Here is a 23,326-nt window from a genome sequence, read left to right as displayed (position 1 = left end):
GCTGCTACTCCAGCTAGTTCAGTTTCAAGGACAAAGGGCTATGATGCTTATTTTATCTGCATCCTAGCCCTTTTTGTCCCCCCGTAAGGACAAAACCTCGATAAGAATTACGTAAACAACTGCAAACTTCTTAATTGGCAACTGTTTCCGCTTTTCTTAGTACCATTTGTCTTTAGGCTACAGTGACTCCTAGCGTATAAGAACCAGGGTCAAAAAAGCCAGAACTGAAAGTTCCGCCATTTTGCGGGAAGTAATCATAATCACTTACTGAAATGGAGTAAGTACCTGCCCCTAGTGAAGCGGTGATTGATTGAGAAGTACTGGAACTCTGTAAGTTCCCAGCACTATTAAATAGGCCGAGAACTGGAAAGTTACCACTGTAATTCGGCGTGCTAATAGTCACAGTTCCTGGGTTGGCTAAAGAAAATGTGAAAAAGTCGAAATCAGGATTGTTCCCTGGAAGTCTTGCCAGTTGAGCAGAGGTATTAACTTCTGAACCTGATGTTAAAGTACCTAGCTTCTCAGCAGTGGCTAGTGTGTTGTTTGTCCCTTGTCCAGCATCTTCTTTCTCGTAGAACAGGAAGTCGTCACTATCAAGCTTCAGAGGCGATGCTTGCACAACACCAATGAGTTCATCTAGCTCTCCTGAGTTGTCCAGAAATACCCTTGTATCCGCTCCCACAGTCTGCAAGCGATAGTCTGCCAGTGTTCCTTTGAGCTGGATTGTATCTTCGTTGGAGTTGAAGCCAGTGATGGTAGCGTAGTCTGCCAAACCACTACTTCCATTGTTGTTATCGTCATAGAAGACATTAGTAGCATCTCCAAGTAAGAACTGATCTTCCCCAGGTCCTCCAGTTAGGGTATCAACCTCCCCTAATCCAGGAGAATCAGAACCGTTAGTATCAACGCCTATGAGGACATCATTTCCAGGCCCTCCAAGGAGAGTGTCATTGCCGACCCCGCCACGGAGGGTGTCATCGCCTTCTCCTCCTTCGATTTGGTCATTACCAGCCCCGCCAAACAGGCTGTCATTCCCATCCTCGCCCAAAACGAGGTCATTACCTTCCTGACCATCAAGAAAGTCATCGCCATCTCCACCAAGCAAGGTGTCATTGCCGCCTCTGCCAAAGAGGGTATCACTGCTGCTTCCTCCAATCAGGGAGTCGCTAAAACTAGAACCAAAGACTTGCTCGATATTGAACAGGACATCACTCCCATCTCCCCCACTGGCAGTTCCAGTGCTAAGGTCAACGGTGACTCCGGCAGTGGCATTTAAATAATCAGCAGTATTAATGCCAGTCCCACCAAAGAGTTGGTCATCCCCGCCTCCACCTTGGAGTTGGTCGTCGCCGTCCCCACCAAGCAGAATGTCATTGCCGCTGCCGCCTAGCAGGGTATCATTGCCTTCTCTACTAATGAGAGTGTCACTCCCGTCCTCACCAAAGAGTTGGTCATTGCCAGCCCCACCAAGCAGGATGTCAATGCCGCTACCGCCAAGCAGGGAGTCATTGCCGTACCCGCCATTGATAAAGTCGTCGTTAGCCCCGCCAAGGAGGGTGTCATTGCCGTTATCGCCAAAGAGGCGGTCATTACCAGCCTCTCCATTGACAAAGTCATTCCCGTCCCCACCACTGAGGAAGAAGTCATTGCCAGCTCCGCCAAGGATGGTGTCATTGAACCTAGAACCAACGATTCTTTCAATCTCCAACAGGACATCATTCCTGCCCTGCCCTGTAGCGGTTCCAGTGGCAAGGTTGATCGTGACTCCGGCAGTGGCACTGAAATAATCAGCAGTATCAACACCAGCTCCACCCAAGAGTTGGTTATTGCCAGTCCCACCACGCAAGGTGTCATCGCCAGCCCCACCACGGACAATATCGTTGCCTTCCTCGCCATCAAGCAGGTCATTGCCAACTCCACCATCAAGCAGGTCATTGCCACCTCTACCAAAGAGGGTGTCATTACCGCGCCCGCCAGTTAGAATGTCGCTGAAACCAGAACCAAAGACTTCTTCGATATTAAATAGGACATCATTCCCAGCCCCTCCACTGGCAGTTCCAGTCGCTAGGTTAACGGTGACACCAGCAGTGGTATTTGAATAGTCAGCAGTATCATTGCCAGTCCCACCAAAGATTTTGTCATCCCCGTCCCCTGCTTCGAGTCGGTCATTGCCAGCCCCGCCAAGGAGGGTGTCATCGCCAGCCTGACCAATCAAGTTGTCATTGCCATCCTCGCCATCAATCTGGTCATCGCCAGCCCCGCCATTGAGCGTGTCAACCCCTTCCCCGCCAAAGAGTTGGTCTTTACCGTCTTCTCCAGCGAGTCGGTCATTTCCGTCCCCGCCTTCGAGAAGGTCATTGCCAGATCCACCAAGGAAAGCATCATTACCGAACCCACCAAGCAGGGTGTCGTCACCGCCTTTGCCAAGGAGTTGATCGTCATCCTCCTCGCCATCAAGCAGGTCATTGCCAGATCCACCAAGGAGGACATCATCGCCCAACCCACCAAGCAGGGTGTTCTCGCCGTCCTCACCATTGAGAAGGTCATTGCCGTCCTCGCCATTAAGCGAGTCATTGCCAGCCCCACCCAAGAGGTCATCATTGCCGCCCCGACCAAAGAGGTTATCATCACCGCCCTGACCAAGGATAGCGTCATTCTCAAACGTGCCAATCAGAGTGTTATTCTGGTTGTCTCCAATAATGTCTGCCATATCAATCGCCTCGGTTATAAGTTTGATTCAGAGATATTCGCTGGCAGAGGTGTCATCTATGAGTAGCCCTGCCAGCGGGGAGAAACCCTAGATAGGTAGTTCAAATAAATGCAGTATCTACTTAGACTGGTTTCTGCTTTCGTAACCGCTCAATAATCCGGGGTAAATCGCTCAGTGACAAGGCTCAAATGGCGTAAACTCGTTCCTGAACTGGTAGTTCGCCCCGATTTATTGAGCGGATACCTGCTTTCTTAGTCTAGACACAATAAACTAGCTCCAGTCATCTTAGCAAACCAAAGCCTTGTTCAAAAACATATTTGCCCATCTTAGAGCAATCCAATGCAATCAGAATTTTTTTTAACATATAAACCTCTAATACTTAGGCTTGTTGAGTTTTTTAAAAGCTCCTCATCTTACATACAGTTTAAATATAAAGAAATAATTTGAGGAACTTGTGAGGAACATAAAAGACTTTTGCAGTTTCTTACGCCTGTGGTTCAGTTGTGGAGCCTGATGAGCAGATGTAAGAGTTCTATTGATTTGAAGTTGGATTACGTAGAAGCTATATCAGGGTTGGGTTACTACAGCCTCAGATTTGGCCATAATTGGTAGCAAGAGTATCCTAAATTGAGGCAATGGTTTGAGGTATTGCATCAACGTCAATCGGTTGTATAAGCAATCCGTAACGCTCGTAAAAATTACTAAATATGTCTCTTTACTCCCCCTGCCTATTTCACGAGGATCTTACTTTTTCGCGTTGCTCCCCTTCGCCAGCAACTTTTTGATCACTATCACAAGTGCCGGATCGTCATTCCAGCACTCTTGCAAGAAGTCAAAACCCGGATTCTGCCCCGAATTCGCCGCAACTTTGAGCGTAAAAAGTAAACTCAACGGGGTTGTCACCAACCCCGTTGAGTTTACCATATATAGCGAATGAGCCAAAGTTATTTGGCATTATTTATGCTAGGCCTGATATTGTAATTCCTGGATTCGATTCGGCACAGATGCTAAACTTGAGCGCACTGGTAGGACTTGTGGGATTATTCGGCATCGCTATTCACGCTTGGTCAACATTACCGGATACTATACCTGTCCACTTTGGATTTGATGGACAAGCCAATGGTTGGGGGAGCAAAAAAGTTCTGTGGTTGTTACCAATTGTTGGTTTAGCAATTTATGGACTTTTAACATTTATTAGTCGTTATCCTAATACATTTAATTATCTAGTTGTAATTACTGAACAAAATGCTTTGCAGCAGTATCAAATTGCTTGTTCAATGTTGGATTGGTTAAAAAGTGAGATGGTTTGGATATTTGTTTACATTGAATGGCAAATATTCCATCTAGCGACTACAGAAAATCCCAATTTAGGGGTATGGTTTATGCCTGTAACATCAATAATTATATTTGGGACAATTGGATATTGGTTGAGTCAATCTTTTCTGGCACGTTAACGCCATACAAAATAGCAATTTTTCTTAACAACTTCAAAAAACACATAACTGAGATAGAAGAAAAAGCAGCCTTGTAGCGTTGGGAGTGGGAACGAGTGCTTGAATATGCCAGCAGTTGAAGTGCTTTACGCGAAGGAGTTGCGGCAGACATCGTTACCAATTTTAAAGTTAACAAAAATTAGAATGCAGAAATGCTCAAAGCTGAAAAACTTTGCCAGAGTAGAAATAAGGGTTTTGACATTTACCTATGTGCAATTAAATGACTCAAATATTTGAAGGTGCAACGAAACCAGACGATTATATCCGTGTTGCTCAACTTGCAGAAGTTCAGGCACAAGGCAGTTTGTTAGTCTACAAAGAAAAGCATACCATTGCTTTATTTTACTCAAACCATACAGTTTACGCAATTGATAACCGTTGTCCTCACATGGGCTTTCCCTTACAAGGAAGCACTTGCAAAGATGGTATTGTTACCTGTCCTTGGCATTATGCCCGGTTTGATCTCAAGAGTGGTGGAACGTTTGACTCGTGGGCAGATGATGTTCCTTGTTTCGCGGTAGAAATCCGTGATGGTGAAGTCTGGGTAAATTTAGCACCACTAGTTAACCCTCATGCTCACTACCGCCAACGTCTGCAAGACGGTTTAGAGCAGAATATTTCTTTAGTGATTGCCAAATCAATACTCGCACTGTTAGATATAGCGGTGAATCCGGTAGAACCATTTCTTATGGGGCTAGAATTTGGTACTCGTTATAACAAAGCAGGTTGGAGTACGGGTTTAACTATCCATACCTGCATGATGAATCTACTACCTTATCTAGATGTAGAAGACAAACCCCGTGCTTTATTCTACGGACTATCGGCAGTAGCTAATGATAGTGCAGGTGCCCCACCAGAGTTTGTCGTTCAGCCATTACCCAACTCTAAAGTAGATTTTGCAACTCTCAAAAACTGGTTTCGCCAATTTATTCAGGTACGGGATGCTGAAGCAGCACAAAGATGTTTAGTATCTGCGATTCGTTCAGGAGCTAATTCAAAGCAAATAGCAGATATGCTGTTCTGTGCTGCTACGGATCGTCGTTATCTTGATATTGGGCATACGCTTGATTTTATCAATAAAGCATTAGAAGCACTTGATGCTATAGCTTGGCAAGCAGCAGAATCAATTCTGCCTAGTCTAGTTTCAGGTTTAGTCAATGCTTCCCGGATGGAAGAATCCAATTCCTGGCGCTACCCTGTAGATTTGGTGGCAATATTAGAGTCGGCTTTTGAGCAATTACCGACTGTATTAAGTGTGGGAAAATCTCGACAAGGAAGTTGGTCAGAAGTAGATGGACTAGTACCAATTTTATTAGGTGAAGACCCACAAGCGATCGCAGACTCGCTGTTGAATGCACTATCAGCAGGTTGTACTGAAGAACAATTAGCTGGTGTAGTTACTTATACAGCAGCATTACGAGTAGCTCGTTTCCACACTAATAATGACTTTGGAGATTGGAATTCAGCCCACCATCCATTTACGTTTGCGAATGCCGTACATCAAGCTTTACGAAGAGTACCAACAGTCGAATTACTAAGAGGTGTGTTTGATGCAGCGATGAGTGTGTATTTAAATCGTTTTTTGAATGTCCCAGCAGCACATCTGCCAGCACCTCAAAACATCGTGCAAAATCCCGAACAATTACTCCAACAGCTACCAGATTTATTAAACCGTCATCAGCAAGTAAACCAGACAGGGCAATTAGTAGCAAATTATTTATATCAAGGTGGTAATCCTGAAAGACTCATGGCGATGCTGGGGAAAATGATGCTTAGAGAAAACCGTGATTTTCATGTAATTCAAGAAATAGAAGCCGCTTTTCGTCAGTATTCTCTATTAGGTGACACTCCTGCTAAGATTCATGTATTAGTTGCTGCTGCTCGGTATTTAGCAGCCCATTCTCCCACTATGCGATCTCTTGGACAAACCTATCAAATCGCTTATCGGTTACATAAAGGCGATCGCCTATTCGAGGAATCTTGACAAGCTTTCGTCTCAAAGCTCCCGGATGTGGGGTGAGTGGTTGCTATGAAGGGCAACCGCGCTATTCATTCCAATCAACCAGCACCTCATTCACAATCACAACCCCCCACTGCGGAAACTTTGCCAGCAGTTTCTTGATTGCGATCACCAGCATCGGATCGTCATTCCAGCACGAGAGCAAGAAGTCAAAAGCCGGATTCTGCCCCGAATTCGCCGCAACTTTCAGTTTCTGCATACGCTCTGGTCGCGCATTTGACCTCGCTACAATCGCCTCATGTGACCATTTTTCAGTCCTGGGGACAGGCGCGGCTCAGAAATTATAGTTTCATAATGACAGTGAGTCCAAACGAATTAATCGCATTATCGATTTAAGTAGCGATGCCTTTAAAATATAAAATGACAGCGATAGGAATGTAACAATCGCTCTATGAATCAGGAATCGCCTCAATTCATCAACCATATTGTTTCAAGTTTGCGGTCAATTGAGGGAATTACAGCCATCTCATTGGGCGGTTCACGGGCACGGGGCAACCACACCAATAAGTCAGATGTGGATTTGGGAATTTATTATAATTCAGAAAACCCGCCCGATTTAATTGCTCTAAATCGCCTCGCCTGTGAGCTTGATGATAACCATCGGGTAAATTTGATTACTGCGATTGGTGAATGGGGAAAATGGATTAACGGCGGCGGTTGGCTACAAGTTCAAGGTGTAGGTGTAGATTTTCTCTATCGCGATTTGGCGAAGGTCAATCGTGTGATTGATGATTGCCATGCTGGACAAATTACTATTGATTATCAACCAGGACATCCTCATGGTTTTGTATCCTCGATTTATATGGGCGAAATTGCTATTTGTCAGGTACTTCACGACCCGGATGGTGCTTTAGAAGCTTTGAAGCTCAAAACAAAGCCTTATCCAGTTGGGCTGAAACAGGCAATTATTGATACTTTCGCCTGGGAGATCAGTTTCTCGCTGGTGGTTGCTTCTAAGGCGATTGCACGCGATGATGTTGTTTACGCAGCAGGTTGTTGTTTCCGCAGTGTGGCGTGTATGAATCAGGTTTTATTCGCCCTCAATGAAGATTATCTGTTGAATGAAAAAGGTGCGGTGGCAATCGCAAGTACGTTTGCTATTTGCCCTATCGACTATCAGCAAAGGGTTGAGCAAGCGTTTGCACTTTTAGCTGCTTCTTCAAAATCGATAACTGAGGCGATTGCGATTCTTGAAGCGATTGAGGATGATTTGAGCCACTGGTATGGGAATCGGCGATTAGCGATGTAATTTTTCTTGTCATTTGACTTTAGTAACCTTACTACTATTCAAAGGAAACCGCCACATCATCTCCTGCAACGCCACAACCTCACCCAAGGCGCATATACACATATTCCCCCAACATTGCAATTGCAATCCTCTGTTGCCTTGCCTATTTAAACAAAGCTTTCGCATCCGATTTGGACTTGACCTGTGCTGCCTCCGGCTTTCTTTTCTCCTTACAAGCAGCCACAAATATAGCTTCCGGTGACTTAACCCCACCCCAATCCACGTTCGGATTGCCTCTTTGAGATAAGCGATTTTATAAGCCTTAACTCATATCTTGCACCTGATAAAAACAATCAGTATTAACCAAGAACAAAAAAATAAAAGTAACATCTAAAAATGGAGCTTCTACTTTATATACTGATATGATAAACTACACTTAGTATCAGGATATATACAAATGACATATACAAAGATGGGAATAATGTCATCTGCATAAAGATATTTTTATATGTTCGTAAAAAATGAGAGAAAAGGGCGTAGATAACATAATATAACAGCAAGAAAGATGGAAACCATTCTTGCCCACGCCCATACCCTAATGTATACGATTCTGGCATTGATGCCTAGTCGTTATCAACGAGACAACTTGGAAGCGATGCTAGGGCTATTTCTGGCAGCAGATGGAAAACCTTTGCCACACTATAGCAAATCCAAATCTGAAAGCGCTCTCAGTCGATTTTTAAATACTTATAAATGGCCGACTCGCAAGTTAATTCGTCATGTTCGCCAACAGGCGATTGAGCAAGTTAACAGTCATTGTCCATTGGGAAGAAAAGCGTTTCTACAAGTAATAGTTGACCTGACAACTTTAGAGAAATGTGGTCAGTTTAAAGCATTTAAAAATCTAATAACCGTTTACAACGGCAAACGAGGCTTGCATATAGTAGTCTTATATTTGGTAGTTGGACAATGGCGTATCCCTTGGAATTTCCGTGTCTGGAGAGGTAAAGGGACAGCTAGCCCGTCTCAAATAGCATTGCGAATGGTACGTCATTTACCCAAAGATTTAACCAAAAGATTTCGGGTGAAAATTCTCGCTGATACTGCTTTTGGGACTAAAGATTTTATTAACAACATTCGGAAACTAAAATATCATGCTGTTATTGGTATTGGAAGTAAATAGCAAGTTGGTTAATGGTTATCCAGTTAAACTTCTACATCGTCGAGGGCAACAGGTTAGACTTGTTGGATTAGATTTTCCTGTCACTCTTTCTTGGTATTACTTCAAACGCGATAATGGTAAGTTTGTTAAAAGATATGTTATTTCTACACAACCTCTTAAAGCTAGTACTATTTCCTGGTGGGGTAAACGTCGTTGGAAAATTGAAGGTTGGTTCAAAACTGCTAAATATCGCTTTGGTTTAGATAGATTTGGACAAGGTACTCTTTTAGGAATTTATCGTTGGTTAGTCTTGTCCATTACTGCCTATTTATTAGCATATTGGACGTATCTTTCATCCTGTTTACCTGATTCTTTGGACTGGGGTCAAGCTGCTTTTCTTGCACTATCTACTTTTTTACCTGATTTAGTCTTGTCTTTATTGCTACTAAATATTGAACGACTTCGACCCTTAGCACTTAGTCATGGAATTGACATTACTATTTCCAGGTGCAAGATATGAGTTAAGAGATTTGTTAGTGTCGTTCCTGAGTAGTATAGAATATCAGGAGAGTGAGTAACTTTATCTACAACGAAACCAATTTTCATTCCAGATGTATAGGTGACTCCGGAACGGGTAGTTTGTTCAATGCGAATTTCATACTTAACAGGTTGCCCTGGTTGAAGCCAAAAATCAAATCGATCGCCCAAATTGATCTGATAAGCATCGGCCCAGTGAGGATAGGGTCGATGTGGAACAAGTGGGTAAGACATCTTGCTAGACATCGCTGAAGTTGAAGATAATTCATTTTGTGCAAGGGACGCGGCGGAAAAAGTGCCTTCTCTTCGAGACGCGCAAAGGACATGGTACAGGGCGATTGCGCGTCTCGTAGTTGATGCTTTATAACTGTTGAAATGCTTTCTAAATATAGATTTTCGCATTTTCTGATCCCTTTTTTTTGATTTCTTTGTAAGAAATTTGGCAAAAGACCTTAAAAAGATGCGAGTCCACGAAATTATGACCAAGTAACTCTTATCTGTTGCCTATCTGTTATTATCAGTTCTGTTCAAGTCAGACAGAAATTATTCTCGGAGATAAACAATGGGCAAGAAATATGATGTTTATGGTGTAGGTAATGCCTTAGTAGATATAGAATACGAAGTATCTCCAGAGTTACTACAAGAGCTAAAGATTGATAAAGGTGTAATGACACTCCTAGATGAAGACAGTCAAAATCATATTTTGGAAAATCTTAAAAATCTTCATTGCCATAAGAGTTGTGGAGGTTCAGCAGCGAACACAATAGTGGCGATTAGTCAACTAGGAGGAAAAGCTTTTTATTCCTGCAAAGTGGCTAATGATGAATTTGGAGACTTTTACATCGAAGATTTACTCAACTCTCAGGTAGATACCAACTTAAAAAATAGCGGCCGCCAATCAGGAATTACAGGTAAATGTTTAGTGTTAGTAACTCCCGATGCAGATCGCACCATGAATACATTTTTGGGAATTACTGAAAAGTTTTCTACACAAGAATTAGTATCATCAGCAATCGTTGATTCAGAATATATATATATCGAAGGATATTTAGTGACTTCTCCCACAGCAAAAGAAGCAGCTATAAAGGCTAGAGAAATAGCTGAAAAAGCGGGAGTAAAAACTACCATGTCCCTATCTGATTACAACATGGTAAAATTTTTTAAAGATGGTTTATTAGACATCATTGGTCCTGGTTTAGACTTGATTTTTGCTAATGAAAGTGAAGCATTAGAACTAGCAGACACACAAGATTTTCAAGTAGCTGTAGACAAACTAAAAACCCTGAGTAAGAAATTTGCCATTACTCGCGGTGCCAAGGGTTCAGTTGTATTTGATGGTCAGAAATTAATCGAAATCACTGCACCTCAAGTAAAAGCTGTAGATACAGTAGGAGCAGGAGATATGTATGCAGGAGCTTTCCTCTATGGAATTACCCAAGGTATGAGCTATGAAGAAGCCGGAAAATTGGCATCGACCGCAGCTTCTAAGATTGTTACATCCTATGGGCCAAGATTAAAAACTGAGGAATTAAAGGCATTAGTTACTGTTTAGCTCGACTTTATCCAAAATTAAGAACTCGCTTTCTTTATCCGGCAAAAACCCTAGCTTTTTGGCAAATACTTTTTCCATGTCACAGATTATCGATGAAGTTAAAAAACTAAAACTACTGCTCTACAAAGGTTTCAGCTTAAGCGATCGCGTTGTGAAAAAAATGGATAAAGTCGAGCTAACATTCAGTGTATTTATGAGCGCTGCTTTTTATGCTGCTTGGAAGTTAAAATGTCAACACAAGTAACCTATTTTTTGAAAGCTTTTGTTGGCGAAAAAATCAACACAAGCTAGCTCCCGCCAATAACTACAGTGCCTGTAGCAAAGTTTCTATAGCTTTCTGTTTTTGAGGATCTGCTCCTTCGTCAAGTCTTCATTTGACTTCAATTGGACTATTTGAGGTTTGTATACTAAGCTTTTTACGCAATGTTTCCATGTAAATGTAAAACACTGGAGTTAGATAGAGAGTCAATATCTGAGAAAACAGTAATCCACCAACGATCGCAATCCCCAAAGGACGACGCGCTTCTGAACCGACTCCCGTTCCCAGAGCAATAGGGAGTGTCCCAATTAAAGCTGCCATCGTCGTCATCATAATCGGGCGGAAGCGAATCAAGCAAGCGGCATAAATGGCATCAAAGGGATTTTTACCTTCCTTTCGTTGGGCAACAATTGCAAAATCCACCAGCATAATCCCGTTTTTCTTGACGATGCCTACTAGCAGGATAATGCCGATGAAAGAGTAAAGGTTTAAATCAACCTGGAAAATTAGCAGCGTCAGTAATGCGCCAAAACCCGCCGAAGGCAAACCGGAAAGAATAGTAATCGGGTGAATGAAATCCTCATAGAGGATACCGAGAATTAGATAGATTACTAAAATAGACACCAACAACAGCACACCTAAATCATTGAAAGACTGTTGAAAGGTTTGGGCTGAACCCTGAAAGCTGGTGGTAATTGTTGAGGGTAGCACCTCACTGGCTGCTTGCTTAATGGCTTCTGTAGCCTGACTTAGAGACGTTCCTGGAAGCGTGTCAAAAGAGATTGTTGAAGAGGGGAGTTGAGCAACGTGAGTGACAGTCAGGGGACCGACACCCTGGGTGATATTAGCGATCGCACTCAGAGGAACAAGTTTCCCAGTACTCGATTGCACATAGAGCATCGATAGGGCAGTGGGATCTCTTTGAAACTCCGGTTTTACTTCTAAGATTACATAAAATTGGTCATTTGGAGTATAAATAGTTGAAACCTGGCTTGAACCATAAGCAGCACTGAGAGTTTGTTCAACTTGTTGGGCGCTAATGCCAAGGGTTGCAGCTTTGTTATGGTCAAATTTGACTTGGATTTGGGGAGTGCTGAGTTGTAAATCGGTGTCAACGTTCTGGAGTCCTGGTAGGGTTTTGACTTTATCTACAAGTTTAGGAACGTATTGGCGCAAGTCTTGCAGATTTAAACTCTGCAATGTGAACTGATAAGTAGAATTGGTTTGTTGTCCACCGATGGGAATAGCTGGTGGAGAGCGGAGGAATGTCTTAATCCCAGTTGTCCGCCTTAACTTGGGGGTTAGCTCTTGAATAATTTCGTCGGCGCTCAGTTGACGTTGAGAACGTGGCTTGAGCCGAATTGTAATTCGCCCAGAGTTGACGGAGGCATTAGGGCCGCTTGCACCCACAATTGAATCAACCGCTTCAATATTGGGATCTTGACGAATAATGTCAACAACCTTTTGCTGGTGACGACGCATATCATCAAAAGAAATATCTTGTGCTGCTTTCGTATTCCCCATAAGTTGTCCGGTGTCTTCGGTGGGAATAAAGCCTTTGGGAACGATGACGAACAAATAGACAGTCATTACCAGCAAAATGCCAGAACCGATGAGTGTCATCAGGCGGTATTTTAAGATCGGCTTGAGTGTCCAATCATATCCTTGCAGTAGTAAATCAAATGCTCTTTCTGAGACGCGATACACCAAATTTGGTCTTTGCTGATGAGATGAACTTAAGAAACGACTGCATAACATTGGGGTGAGACTGAGGGAAACAAAACCCGAAACCAAAATTGCCACAGCGATCGTCACGGCAAATTCATGAAATAATTTACCGATTATTCCACTCATAAACATGATGGGGATGAACACCGCCACCAGGGAGAGAGTCATGGACAAAATGGTGAAGCTGATTTCCCTCGATCCCTTCAATGCCGCGTCTAGGGGAGATTCGCCCATTTCCCGATAACGGACGATATTTTCCAACACCACGATCGCATCATCCACCACAAAGCCCACAGAAAGGGTCAATGCCATGAGGGAGAGATTGTCTAGGGAGAAGCCCGACAGATACATCGCCGCAAAAGTGCCAATGATTGCTATAGGTAAGGCTAAACTGGGTATCAGCGTCGCAGTTGTATCACGTAAGAATAAGAAAATTACTAAGACAACTAGACAAACCGAGAGAACCAAGGTAAATTTTACATCACTGACAGAGGCTCGAATTGTTTGGGAGCGATCGTACATAATTCCCATCTCAATGGATTTGGGAACTTGTTCGCGGAGTGTAGGTAAAAGTTTCTGGATGGCATCAACAATATTTACAGTATTAGCACCAGGCTGTGGCTGTACAGCAAGAACAACCGAATGGCGGTTTGTCACCTTCTGATCGCTATACAAATTTGAGACTTTGACGTTTTGTTCGCTATCAATCACCTGCCCCAAATCCTGAAGTCGCACAGGCGCACCATTTTTGTAGGTTACAATCAACTGGCGATAGCTGGCAGCGTCGGTGAGTTGACCATTTGCCTGAATTGTATAACTTTTATAAGTGCCAGACAGACTACCTGTTGGTAAATTGACATTTCCTTGTTGAATGGCAGTTTTTACCTGATTTAGACCAATTCCCCTTGATGCTAACTCTCGCGGGTCAACCTGAACGCGGACTGCATATTGCTGTTGACCAAAAACCTGTACCTGAGCAACACCATCAATCATCGAGATTGGCTGACCAACTGTTACCTCCGCGTATTCATCTACTGTCGAGATTGGCTGTGTCTCAGAATACATATAGAGGAAGAGAACTGGTGAAACAGAGGGGTTGACTTTGCGGTAAGTGGGCGGGTGAGGCATTCCGGCTGGTAGTTGTCCGGCGGCGGCGGAGATGGCTGCCTGCACATCTTTGGCGGCATCTTCAACTCTGCGGCTAAAGTCAAATTGTAGAGAGATGTTAGTGCTACCAGTTGAACTGGTGGAATTGAATGAATTGAGTCCGGCAATTTCGGTAAACTGTCTTTCTAGGGGTGCGGCGACCGAAGATGCCATTGTTTCCGGGGTGGCACCTGGGAGACTAGCAGAGACAGATATAAAAGGATATTCAACGTTGGGTAAGGCACTTATGGGTAATAATAAATAACTCATCAGACCGAAGATGAGAATACCGATCATCACCAAGGTGGTCATGACTGGACGACGGATGAAGGGTTCTGAAAGGTTCATGGGTTTTGTTATCCCAGAAATGTGGTGAGGATGCGATCGCTAAATAGCAATAGGTTTGGATTAAGGCTTAACTCTTTACGAACCGCAGAGGCGCAGAGGACACTGAGAGAAGAAAGAAATGCTTAACTGAATGTTGGGTTTTAACACAGGAAACAGGAAAAAACGGCTCTAATATCTGGTTTCAACACATAAAACTCTCTTGATTCTCCTCTCTGTGTCCTCTGCGTCTCTGCGGTTCGTTTAAATATCACGATCGCCCCCCTGTAAATGAGAACACCCGCCGGAACTTAACTTGATTAAGCTTTTTCCGCCACGATTCCATATAGATATAAAACACAGGTGTTAAATACAGCGTCAATATCTGAGAAAACACCAGTCCGCCCACAACTGCAATCCCCAAAGGACGGCGGGATTCCGAACCAGCCCCAAATCCGATCGCTATGGGTAAGGTTCCCATTAATGCTGCCATCGTCGTCATCATAATTGGACGGAAGCGCACCAAACAGGCTTGATAAATTGCCTCAGACGGTTTTTTCAATTCTTCTCGCTGGGCAACAATTGCAAAGTCCACCATCATGATCCCGTTTTTCTTAACGATGCCCACTAAGAGAATTATGCCGATGAAGGAATAAACATTGAGTTCGACATGGAATATTATCAGCGTTAGCAATGCCCCAAAACCTGCTGACGGCAAACCGGAAAGAATCGTAATTGGGTGAATGAAATCTTCGTAGAGAATACCCAGAATCAGATAAATTACGAGGATGGCGATCGCTAACAGTAAACCCAAACTCGGCAGTGAACTTTGAAATACCTGGCTAGCGCCCTGAAAGCTGGTACTAATGCTGGCAGGAATTACCCGATCGATCAGTTTTTGAATCTCTTCGTTGGCATTTCCCAAGGACACACCGGGAGCGAGGTTAAAGGAAATGGTGGCGGCGTTCATCCGACCGTTATGATTGACCATTAACGGGCCGACTCCCTGAGATAGTTTGGCGAATGTCTTCAGAGGAACTGCCACTCCAGTGCTGGAGTTAACATACAATGTCAAAAGTGCGTTGATATCCTCCTGATACTGCGGTGCTAATTCCAAAATTACCTGATATTCATTGGTCGCTGCATAGATGGTTGATACTTGGTAAGAACCATAGGCACTTCTGAGGGTATTTTCGATTTGCTCGGCGGTAATCCCATAAGTTGAGGCTTTATCGCGGTCAATATCAATTTGAATCTTAGAAGCAAATTGTAAATCGCTGTTGACATCCTGGAGTTCTGTCATCTCCTTCATCTTGACAACAAGTTGAGGAACATATTCCTGCAAGGGTTTGACATCAGAACTTTGGAGCGCAACTTGATAAAGTCCTGTGCTTTGTTGAGCGCCAATGGGTATCGCTGGCGGATTTTGTAAGAATACTTGGATGCCTGGAACAGTGGCGAGTTTGGTTCGCAAATTTTGCACGATTTCGTCAGCACTAAGTTGGCGCTGCGATCGCGGTTTTAACCGAATAAACAAACTACCAGAATTAGCTGCAACTGCTGCCCCACCGCCACTAGCACTGGCTCCTGCGCCAATATTGGAGTTGACTGCATCTACATTTGGATCTTGGCGGATCAGGTTAGCAACTGTTTGCTGATGCTGAACAAGATTATCGAAGGACGCATCTTCGGCTGCTTGGGTAATGCCTGTAATTTGTCCGGTATCTTCGCTAGGAATAAAGCCTTTGGGAACTATCACCAACAACCCAACTGTCACCGCCAATAGAAAGACAGATAAAATCATCGTGGTGCGATGATATTTTAAAACTTTTTTCAGACTCCAATCGTACAGACCCAGGAAGCGATCAAATACATATTCGGAAGCTTGATATAAGCGACTTTGATTAGCATGATCTACAGGACGCAGAAAACGACTGCACAACATCGGAGTCAGAGTCAAAGACACAAAACCAGATACCAGAATTGCAACTGCGATCGTCACAGCAAATTCATGAAATAATCGTCCCAGTACTTCACTCATGAACAACATGGGGATGAAGACTGCAACCAAAGAAAGGGTCATCGACAGAATTGTAAAACCAATTTCTCTCGACCCATTCAACGCCGCTTCTAACGGACGCTCCCCCATTTCCATGTGACGGACGATATTTTCTAGCATGACGATCGCATCATCCACTACGAAACCCACTGAAAGGGTCAACGCCATCAGCGACAAGTTATCTAGTGAGTAGTGCAGCAAATACATCACTGCAAAAGTACCAATTAGCGAAACGGGTAACGCCAAACTGGGAATCACCGTCGCCGAGAGGTTCCGCAAAAAAATGAAAATTACTAAGATAACTAGAGCGATCGTCAAAATCAACGTAAATCTGACATCATCTACTGAATCTCTAATGGACTGAGATGCATCGTAGAGAACCCCAATTTCCACGGATGCCGGAATTTGCTCTCGTAACTTTGGCAGCAAATTCTTAATCGTGTCTACGACTTGTACCGTATTGGTTCCGGGCTGTCTTTGAATGGTGAGAATAATGGCGCGGGTATTGTTGTACCAGCTTGCTACTTTGTCATTTTCTACACTGTCAATAATCCTACCCAGTTGATTTAGATAGATGGGCGTTCCATCTTTATAAGACACAATCAGTTGGCGATAAGCAGCTGCATCCTCAAGTTGCCCGTTAGTCTGGACTGTAAAATTCTTATGATTTCCCGAAAGACTGCCAGTAGGTAAATTGACGTTACCCTGTTGAATCGCCGTCGCCACCTGATCTAACCCAATTTGCCGCGCTGCCAATTGCTGAGGATCGAGTTGAATTCGAGCCGCATACTTTTGGGAACCATAGACAGCTACCTGTGCTACTCCATTGATGGTAGATAGCTTTTGCGCCAAATAAGTCTCGGCATAATTGTCTACCTGGGAAAGGGGCAGAGTGGGAGAGTCTAAATAAAGGTAAAGAATTGGTTGATCTGCGGGGTTAACTTTGCTGTAAGTGGGAGGATTGGGTAAATCCGTCGCAATTTGCCCCGAGGCTCCTGATATCGCTGCTTCTACATCCTGCGCTGCATCATCAATGTTGCGACTCAAGTTGAATTGCAGTGTAATTTGAGTCTGTCCGAGAGTGCTAGTTGAATTGAGCGAATCTAGTCCAGCAATGCTGGAAAATTGCTTCTCTAAAGGACGAGCAACTGATGCTGCCATCGTTTCAGGGCTAGCTCCCGGTCGGGAGGCGCTTACCTGAATTGTGGGATAATCCACACTGGGTAAATCGCTGATTGGCAGCAAGCGATAACTCATGAAACCGAAAATCAAAATCGCCGTCATCACCAGAGTCGTCATGATCGGGCGGCGGATAAATGGTTCTGAAAGGTTCATGATTCTCCCCCCTGCCCTCTGCCCCCTGCCCCACTTCCTCTTCTAGACTTCGAGGAATTTCCATTTGAGTCATTGCCGCCTGTTTTAATGCGGATTTTGCTACCCGAAACAAGATTCGCTTGACCATCGGTGACAATTTTATCGCCCGGTTGCGGCCCTTTCTCAACCACATCTAGCCCCTCAATGGTGCTGCTAACTGTAACTGGAACATTTTCCACTGTATTGTCTGGCTTAACTACAAAGACAAACTGGCCATCGGGGCCATTCTGCACGGCTTGAGAAGGTACAACTGTTGCATTGGGTTGTTCGGTCAGGGTTAGCGTTGTGTTCACAAATTGACCGGGAAACAAGTGTCCCTGAGTGTTATCAAAGTCGCCAATCAGTTGAATTGTCCCTGTGGTGTTATCGACCGTATTATTGACAAAAGTCAAAACACCTGGTGCGGGATGAGCTTGATCGTTGGGGAACGTCACATCTACCTTCAGCTTGCCATTCTGTATATACTTTTGTACCTGGGGCAGATTTGTTTCGGGAATGGAAAAAGCAACTTGAATCGGGCGAATTTGGGTCAAGGTAACAAGTGGAGTCGTGCTGTTAGCTTGTACCACGTTGCCCAAAGTCACCAGAATATTGCCAGCGCGGCCATCAATCGGTGCATAAATTTTGGCGTAAGATAATTGCACTTTGGTATTGTCTAATGCTCCCTGGTCAGAACGGACAACGGCTTGAGCATTAGCGATCGCAGCTTGATCCCCCTTAACAACTGCGCCAGCATTAGTCAGCGCCACGCGATCGCTTTTCAAAACTGCCTCAGCATTAGCGATCGCTTCTCGATCTGCTTGCAGAGTTGCTGTAGCCGATTTGCTGTTAGAAACGTATTGCTGTGCTTGATCTAAACTAATCGCGCCCTTTTTGTACAATGCACTATAGCGATCGCTCTGTCCCTGAGCAAATTCTGCTTGGGCTTGATCCTTAGCCAAATTAGCTTGGGCTTGTCGCACCAAGGCTTGGTCTTTAATTAAAGTGGCTCTCGCTTGGTCTACCTGACCCAAGTCTCTGGCTAATGCATCTCTGGCTTGCTGTACCGAAGCTTGGTCTTTGGCAACAGTTCCTTGAGCTTGCTGGATTGCAGCAGTTTGCGATCGGTCATCCAGGGTAAACAAAAGTTGTCCCTTTTTCACATCTTGACCTTTCTTAAAATAAACCCCAATAATCCGTCCGCTAGCTTCGGGCGTAATCGATACCGTAGAACCCGATTGCACATTCCCGATCGCCTGCAATTGCACCGGAACCGTTTTTTGTGTCACCATTGCCACGGTTACAGGTGTGACTTGCTGCTTATTACGCCCAGATTTTTCAGTTTTGTCTGACTTGGCTGCACCTGCATGGATACCAAAAATACCCAGCCCAGCCAGCAACAGCACGCCCAAAATGACCAAACGAATCTTTTTCTTTTTTGGCGATCGCGGTAACTTCGGCTCTATACTGTTCTCGTTTTCAGTCAAACTCTCACTAGTAATTTCATGGTTCATCAGAACCTCCACTGGATTTTAGTTGATTAAAAACAGAATTCAGGACGGGCTAAATGTCCAGCTACTGCTAACAGAAGTCAAAATTCAGTATGATCAGACTTACGTAAAATATCTACCAAACTCTCATTTCTCTGTGTCCTTTGCGCCTCTGCGGTAGCCTGCGGCAAGCCGTACCCTTCCCTACGGGACGCTTTGCGAACGGGAAGCAAGCTACGCGTAGCGTCTCGTAGAGAAACGTCTACGTTATTCCGTACTAATTGATTCTGCCTTCTGAATTCATTTTCAATAATTACTTAACTGCTGCTGTAAAAGTTTGAGAGCTTGTTTTTCTATCTGCCGGACTCGTTCTCGACTAATACCCAGACGTTGACCAATCTGTTCTAGAGAAAGTTCTTCTCCGTCTGTCAACCCAAAGTGCAAAATTAATATTTCTTGTTGTTGGCGAGACAAATTTGATAATAAACTTTCAACCTCCTGATTGAGAGATTCCTCTGTGGCATAGCTATTAGAAGAATACCTATAATCTTCTATTAAGTCTTGTAATCTTAAATCTTTTTCTGAGCTAACTCGAATATCGAGAGAGATCGTTTGACGAGCCAAAAGCAGAAATTCTCGAATCTGACTAGGTTTTAAAGAAAGTGCATTAGCAATTTCTGTACTGGTGGGAATACGACCTAGTGTTTGAGATAGCTCTCGCTGAACACGCTTAATTTTGTTTAATTTTTCATTGATGTGAATGGGTAATCGAATCGCGCGTCCTTGCTGGGCGATCGCTCTGGTAATTCCTTGACGAATCCACCAGTAAACGTAGGTTGAAAACCTGTATCCTAAAGCCGGATTGAATTTCTCAACCCCTCTTTCCAAACCTAATGTACCTTCTTGAATTAAGTCCATCAGTTCTAAGTTACGTCTCTGATATTGCTTGGCAATTGATACCACCAGCCGCAGATTAGCCGTCATCATTTTCTGCTTGGCTTTTTTCCCTTGATTTAGCTGCTGAAGTAGTTCCTGTTCGTTTAACTGCATCTGGTTAGCCCATTCTGACAGCGTGGGTGTACGCTTTAATTCAACAGCCAGTTTTTCTGATTCAGCAAGTATTATCATCATCTGCTGAATTTCTTGGGCAAAAATAATTTCTTGCTCCTGGGTTAACAGAGGTATCCTGCCAATTTCTTTCAGATAAGCACGGATTGTATCAGTTGTAGCTTTGTTTGTGTTACTAGCTTTAGTATCTGAGAATGTTAAGTTACTCATAGTGAGTTAGTCTCTGCCTATTAATTAGGGTCTTTTGGATTAGGAAAAAATCGCAGATAGTGACTCGAAGAACCATAAAGATTTTTATAAAAAAACCAGGTATCAAGCACTAGCTCTAAAAGAGCAATCAACACCCAAATTGCTAGAGAAACAATTACAGGTAAACTGAGATCCGGAAACTTCCTTTGCAAATCGATAATGCCAAATAACAGCAAAAACAGGAGAGAGACTCCTAGAAGAAATGACAACTTAACGATCGCGAGAATAAAACGGCTGATCTCCAGGATGCGATTGTAAAGTCTGGAAAATCCCTCCAATATTTCTTCCATATTATTGATGACAAGTAAAATTTGTTGTCGGTGTAAATGGGTAGCTAATGAGCATTCTGGCTGCACTTGCGCCCATTCATCTTCATTCTTGAAATTATCTAAAAGCTTTTCTACAGGTAGCATCTGGGGACTATTTGCCCAGATTGGAAAATCCTTTAAATGCAAGGGAACTAAATAGTTAATCAGTGCTATTAGAGTTTGATCCAAATTACTGAGTTCGGTGGGAAGAGACTGAGTTAGACGAATGAGTTGGTCAATCTGGATCTGAAGTGTATAGTAATCTTCATGCCGTCTTTGAGCGATTAACTGACTAGTAAAGGTGAGGAAAACAATTAATACCCCCAATAAAGCAGCTAACGATTGGGATACAGCAGAAAAGAATTCAATTGCCACCTGTTTAGGCACTGTCAACCAAGGGGCGTTTTCCCGCATCGCAAAAAGCAGGGTAGCAACAAATACAACTCCGACGATCGCTAGCTGATGGTGGGTAACAGTAGTTATTACTGTCCGCACTAAAGCAGTATTACTCAGTTTAACCAAGGTTTGCAAACCTGGAACTGGTTCACACATTTGAAGTCGTTGGGGTTTGCGGGTTGACATGATTGAAAGTGACGATGGTAGATATTGTCAAAAGTATCCGTATACTTATTTCTCACCCTGCAAACTCACACTATTGGCCCCGGACTGAATCAATTTGCTCAAGTCGGCAACGGCCTTAGCATACTGAGGATCGGCTAATGTCCCCAAGGTTTGGTTTTCTACTAATGCTTTCTGTTGTGCCTCGCTTAACTCCACGTTAATATCTGGTGCAATGCCGACATGATTGATATCTCGACCTTTCGGTGTGTAGTATTTGGCGATCGTTAGTTTCAGCCCCGAACCATCATCCAGTGGCTCTACGGCTTGAACTAAACCTTTCCCGAAGGTGCGAGTCCCGACTAACGTGGCGCGATTATCATCTTGCAGCGCTCCTGACAGAATCTCGCTGGCGCTGGCAGATCCCTTATCGACTAGTATCACTAAGGGTTTGTTGGTGAGAGGATGTCCCGACGCATTATAGCTATCTTTAACTTGATCTCGATTTACCAAAGACACGATCGCTCCTTGCTTTAACCACATACTGGCAATTTGCAAACTCGCATCCAGCAGTCCACCTGGATCGGAACGCAGATCCAAAACGTAGCCCTGCACCTGTTGTTTTTCTAGTGCTTCAATTGCCCGATGCATCTGGGCGGGTGCAGTTTGCGTAAACTCTGGTAAACGAATGTAACCAATCTTACCCACTGCCGTTGTTTGGGTGTTGTAAGTTACAGGGTGGATGGCAATATTGGCACGGGTAAGTTGGAAAGCTTGGGATTGGCTACCCCGTTTAATCGTGAGTACTACTTTGGTTCCCACCGGGCCCACAATCCGCTTAACGGCATCCTCTATTTTCATTCCCTGAGTTATTTGACCGTTAATTTGGACAATTAAATCACCCGGCAAAATACCCGCTTTAAAAGCAGGCGTTCCTTCAATTGGGGCAACAACAGTTAAAGCTTTAGTCTTTTCATTCTCTGCCAGTTCCAGCCCTACACCACTGAGGTTGCCAGAAATATCGCTATTTAGGGCTTTAAATTCCTGGGGGTCGTAAAATTCTGTGTAGCGATCGCCTAATTTAGCCACCATTTCTTGAATTGCACCATAAGCCTCTTTCTTAGTACTATAGGAGCGGCTAAGATACTGCTGTCGAATTGCTTTCCAATCTTGATGGTTAAAGTTGGCATCAACATAATTTTTATCTAGGATTTGCCACACCTCATCTACTAGCTTTTGAGGGGTAGCTTGAGTTTTACCTAAAACTTTAGAAGTGTAGAGACTAGTTCCTGTCAGGATTGTGGCAATAACGGCGAGTTCTATCCTGACGATCAATTTTTGCTTGAACATACTTTAACTATTAAAGAATAATACAGATAGAATTCATTCTGTAGCTTGTTTTTCGGAAAGGGTATTCTGACTCCCGAATTCTGTTTGATAAAACTACTAGGAATTATCTTGAGATTACCCTTTACGGCGGGGATAGGCAGTCTTAAAAATATCCTGAATTTTAGTCTTTTGTTCAGCCGTGAGATTCAGACTAAACACTGCTTTCCGCATTTTTTCACCTTGTTGCAATTTCGCTGACAATTCCTTCACTTGATCTGGAGTTAGAACTGCCTCAACTTGCTGGCGAATTGCTTCGCGCTTCTGGGCGCGTTCCGGCGTATTCGCTCTAGGAGAGCTTGATGCAGAAGTGTTGGTATCAGACACCTTTGTCCCAGAGTTGTCACCTTGAGACACATCGGGAGACTTAGAACTGGTGCAACCTGTGATTCCTCCAATGAGGATAGTTGCAAATAAAAGAGTTGGTAAAATTATCTGTTTTTTAATCATTGACTTCTCTGGTTTTTGTTGTGTGTAATACGGGTGCTTATCTGAGAGAATGTTTAAAAAGTCGCTATTTGGCTTACACCAGCTAATCTTAAAAGTTGGGATAGATTTGTGCATGAGCTAGAATTCCTAACCTGACCAGTAAAAAAGTACTCAAGTTATTGTGACTTTTTTCCTAATTTAGGAATGCTTAATCAGTCGGAACGGCTCTATTCATACTAGACAGAGATTCGTTATATAGGAAGAAGA

Annotated in this window: 17 protein-coding genes; 7 read left to right on the top strand and 10 right to left on the bottom strand. The window is 43.6% G+C overall.

The window, feature by feature from the left end; genetic code table 11:
* Window positions 1–172: 172 nt before the first annotated feature.
* Window positions 173–2,710, bottom strand: a complete 2,538-nt coding sequence (locus tag HWQ42_RS14495; RefSeq protein WP_292813134.1) for a calcium-binding protein — start codon at window positions 2,708–2,710, stop codon at window positions 173–175.
* A gap of 911 nt (window positions 2,711–3,621) precedes the next feature.
* Here HWQ42_RS14495 and HWQ42_RS14490 point away from each other — a divergent pair.
* Together HWQ42_RS14490 and HWQ42_RS14485 are read left to right on the top strand one after the other, a co-directional pair.
* Window positions 3,622–4,164: a DUF1648 domain-containing protein gene (locus tag HWQ42_RS14490; RefSeq protein ID WP_292813132.1), complete on the top strand. Its 543-nt coding sequence runs from the start codon at window positions 3,622–3,624 to the stop codon at window positions 4,162–4,164.
* A 259-nt stretch (window positions 4,165–4,423) separates the two neighbouring features.
* Window positions 4,424–6,187, top strand: a complete 1,764-nt coding sequence (locus HWQ42_RS14485; RefSeq protein WP_292813130.1) for a Rieske (2Fe-2S) protein — start codon at window positions 4,424–4,426, stop codon at window positions 6,185–6,187.
* A gap of 61 nt (window positions 6,188–6,248) precedes the next feature.
* Here HWQ42_RS14485 and HWQ42_RS14480 read toward each other — a convergent pair whose 3' ends face one another.
* Complete coding sequence (locus HWQ42_RS14480; protein WP_292813128.1) at window positions 6,249–6,422, bottom strand: hypothetical protein; 174 nt, start codon at window positions 6,420–6,422, stop codon at window positions 6,249–6,251.
* A gap of 192 nt (window positions 6,423–6,614) precedes the next feature.
* On the opposite strand from HWQ42_RS14480, the gene HWQ42_RS14475 reads away from it, so the two are divergent.
* The 3 genes from HWQ42_RS14475 to HWQ42_RS14465 all read left to right on the top strand — a co-directional run bounded on the left by HWQ42_RS14475 (window position 6,615) and on the right by HWQ42_RS14465 (window position 9,133).
* A complete protein-coding gene (locus HWQ42_RS14475; protein ID WP_292813125.1) occupies window positions 6,615–7,472 on the top strand; it encodes a nucleotidyltransferase domain-containing protein in 858 nt (285 codons plus the stop codon).
* Window positions 7,473–8,016: 544 nt separating this feature from the next.
* Window positions 8,017–8,634, top strand: coding sequence for a transposase (locus HWQ42_RS14470; protein WP_292813123.1), 618 nt, complete (start codon window positions 8,017–8,019; stop codon window positions 8,632–8,634).
* A complete protein-coding gene (locus tag HWQ42_RS14465) occupies window positions 8,606–9,133 on the top strand; it encodes a transposase (RefSeq protein WP_292813120.1) in 528 nt (175 codons plus the stop codon). Before HWQ42_RS14470 ends, HWQ42_RS14465 begins: the two co-directional genes overlap by 29 nt.
* Here the strand turns inward: HWQ42_RS14465 and HWQ42_RS14460 are convergent.
* Entirely contained in the window at window positions 9,094–9,384 is a 291-nt protein-coding gene (locus HWQ42_RS14460) for a hypothetical protein (RefSeq protein WP_292813117.1), read from the bottom strand. The genes HWQ42_RS14465 and HWQ42_RS14460 overlap by 40 nt on opposite strands.
* Before the next feature lie 328 nt (window positions 9,385–9,712).
* Here HWQ42_RS14460 and HWQ42_RS14455 point away from each other — a divergent pair, with 328 nt between their 5' ends.
* Window positions 9,713–10,702, top strand: a complete 990-nt coding sequence (locus HWQ42_RS14455) for an adenosine kinase (protein ID WP_292813115.1) — start codon at window positions 9,713–9,715, stop codon at window positions 10,700–10,702.
* Between the two features lie 76 nt (window positions 10,703–10,778).
* Window positions 10,779–10,946, top strand: a complete 168-nt coding sequence (locus HWQ42_RS14450; protein WP_292813112.1) for a hypothetical protein — start codon at window positions 10,779–10,781, stop codon at window positions 10,944–10,946.
* Window positions 10,947–11,072: 126 nt separating this feature from the next.
* Here the strand turns inward: HWQ42_RS14450 and HWQ42_RS14445 are convergent, their stop codons facing one another.
* The 7 genes from HWQ42_RS14445 to HWQ42_RS14415 form a co-directional block, all read right to left on the bottom strand.
* Window positions 11,073–14,183, bottom strand: coding sequence for an efflux RND transporter permease subunit (locus HWQ42_RS14445; RefSeq protein ID WP_292813111.1), 3,111 nt, complete (start codon window positions 14,181–14,183; stop codon window positions 11,073–11,075).
* A gap of 247 nt (window positions 14,184–14,430) precedes the next feature.
* Window positions 14,431–17,553: an efflux RND transporter permease subunit gene (locus tag HWQ42_RS14440; protein WP_292813108.1), complete on the bottom strand. Its 3,123-nt coding sequence runs from the start codon at window positions 17,551–17,553 to the stop codon at window positions 14,431–14,433.
* On the bottom strand, window positions 17,550–19,085 hold the full coding sequence (locus tag HWQ42_RS14435) for an efflux RND transporter periplasmic adaptor subunit (RefSeq protein ID WP_292813106.1): 1,536 nt from the start codon (window positions 19,083–19,085) through the stop codon (window positions 17,550–17,552). Before HWQ42_RS14435 ends, HWQ42_RS14440 begins: the two co-directional genes overlap by 4 nt.
* 282 nt (window positions 19,086–19,367) lie before the next feature.
* Window positions 19,368–20,339, bottom strand: a complete 972-nt coding sequence (locus HWQ42_RS14430) for an RNA polymerase sigma factor, RpoD/SigA family (RefSeq protein ID WP_292813103.1) — start codon at window positions 20,337–20,339, stop codon at window positions 19,368–19,370.
* Window positions 20,340–20,359: 20 nt separating this feature from the next.
* On the bottom strand, window positions 20,360–21,268 hold the full coding sequence (locus HWQ42_RS14425; protein ID WP_292733903.1) for a hypothetical protein: 909 nt from the start codon (window positions 21,266–21,268) through the stop codon (window positions 20,360–20,362).
* Window positions 21,269–21,313: 45 nt separating this feature from the next.
* Window positions 21,314–22,594 carry a S41 family peptidase gene (locus HWQ42_RS14420; protein ID WP_292813101.1) on the bottom strand — a complete coding sequence of 427 codons (1,281 nt, stop codon included), beginning with the start codon at window positions 22,592–22,594 and terminating at the stop codon, window positions 21,314–21,316.
* 114 nt (window positions 22,595–22,708) lie between these two features.
* Complete coding sequence (locus HWQ42_RS14415) at window positions 22,709–23,194, bottom strand: hypothetical protein (protein ID WP_292813099.1); 486 nt, start codon at window positions 23,192–23,194, stop codon at window positions 22,709–22,711.
* Between the last annotated feature and the right edge of the window lie 132 nt (window positions 23,195–23,326).

The organism is Nostoc sp. JL23 (assembly GCF_017115065.1).
Lineage (GTDB): Bacteria > Cyanobacteriota > Cyanobacteriia > Cyanobacteriales > Nostocaceae > Nostoc > Nostoc punctiforme_A.
Note: the sequence above shows the minus strand (reverse complement) of the source record. Positions and strands in the feature narration are given on the sequence as shown.

Coding starts and splice junctions, on each gene's coding strand:
- HWQ42_RS14495 (WP_292813134.1), bottom strand. CDS start 2,710: ATGGCAGACATTATTGGAGACAACCAGAATAACACTCTGATTGGCACG.
- HWQ42_RS14485 (WP_292813130.1), top strand. CDS start 4,424: ATGACTCAAATATTTGAAGGTGCAACGAAACCAGACGATTATATCCGT.
- HWQ42_RS14480 (WP_292813128.1), bottom strand. CDS start 6,422: ATGCAGAAACTGAAAGTTGCGGCGAATTCGGGGCAGAATCCGGCTTTT.
- HWQ42_RS14475 (WP_292813125.1), top strand. CDS start 6,615: ATGAATCAGGAATCGCCTCAATTCATCAACCATATTGTTTCAAGTTTG.
- HWQ42_RS14470 (WP_292813123.1), top strand. CDS start 8,017: ATGGAAACCATTCTTGCCCACGCCCATACCCTAATGTATACGATTCTG.
- HWQ42_RS14465 (WP_292813120.1), top strand. CDS start 8,606: ATGCTGTTATTGGTATTGGAAGTAAATAGCAAGTTGGTTAATGGTTAT.
- HWQ42_RS14460 (WP_292813117.1), bottom strand. CDS start 9,384: ATGTCTTACCCACTTGTTCCACATCGACCCTATCCTCACTGGGCCGAT.
- HWQ42_RS14455 (WP_292813115.1), top strand. CDS start 9,713: ATGGGCAAGAAATATGATGTTTATGGTGTAGGTAATGCCTTAGTAGAT.
- HWQ42_RS14450 (WP_292813112.1), top strand. CDS start 10,779: ATGTCACAGATTATCGATGAAGTTAAAAAACTAAAACTACTGCTCTAC.
- HWQ42_RS14445 (WP_292813111.1), bottom strand. CDS start 14,183: ATGAACCTTTCAGAACCCTTCATCCGTCGTCCAGTCATGACCACCTTG.
- HWQ42_RS14440 (WP_292813108.1), bottom strand. CDS start 17,553: ATGAACCTTTCAGAACCATTTATCCGCCGCCCGATCATGACGACTCTG.
- HWQ42_RS14435 (WP_292813106.1), bottom strand. CDS start 19,085: ATGAACCATGAAATTACTAGTGAGAGTTTGACTGAAAACGAGAACAGT.
- HWQ42_RS14430 (WP_292813103.1), bottom strand. CDS start 20,339: ATGAGTAACTTAACATTCTCAGATACTAAAGCTAGTAACACAAACAAA.
- HWQ42_RS14425 (WP_292733903.1), bottom strand. CDS start 21,268: ATGTCAACCCGCAAACCCCAACGACTTCAAATGTGTGAACCAGTTCCA.
- HWQ42_RS14420 (WP_292813101.1), bottom strand. CDS start 22,594: ATGTTCAAGCAAAAATTGATCGTCAGGATAGAACTCGCCGTTATTGCC.
- HWQ42_RS14415 (WP_292813099.1), bottom strand. CDS start 23,194: ATGCACAAATCTATCCCAACTTTTAAGATTAGCTGGTGTAAGCCAAAT.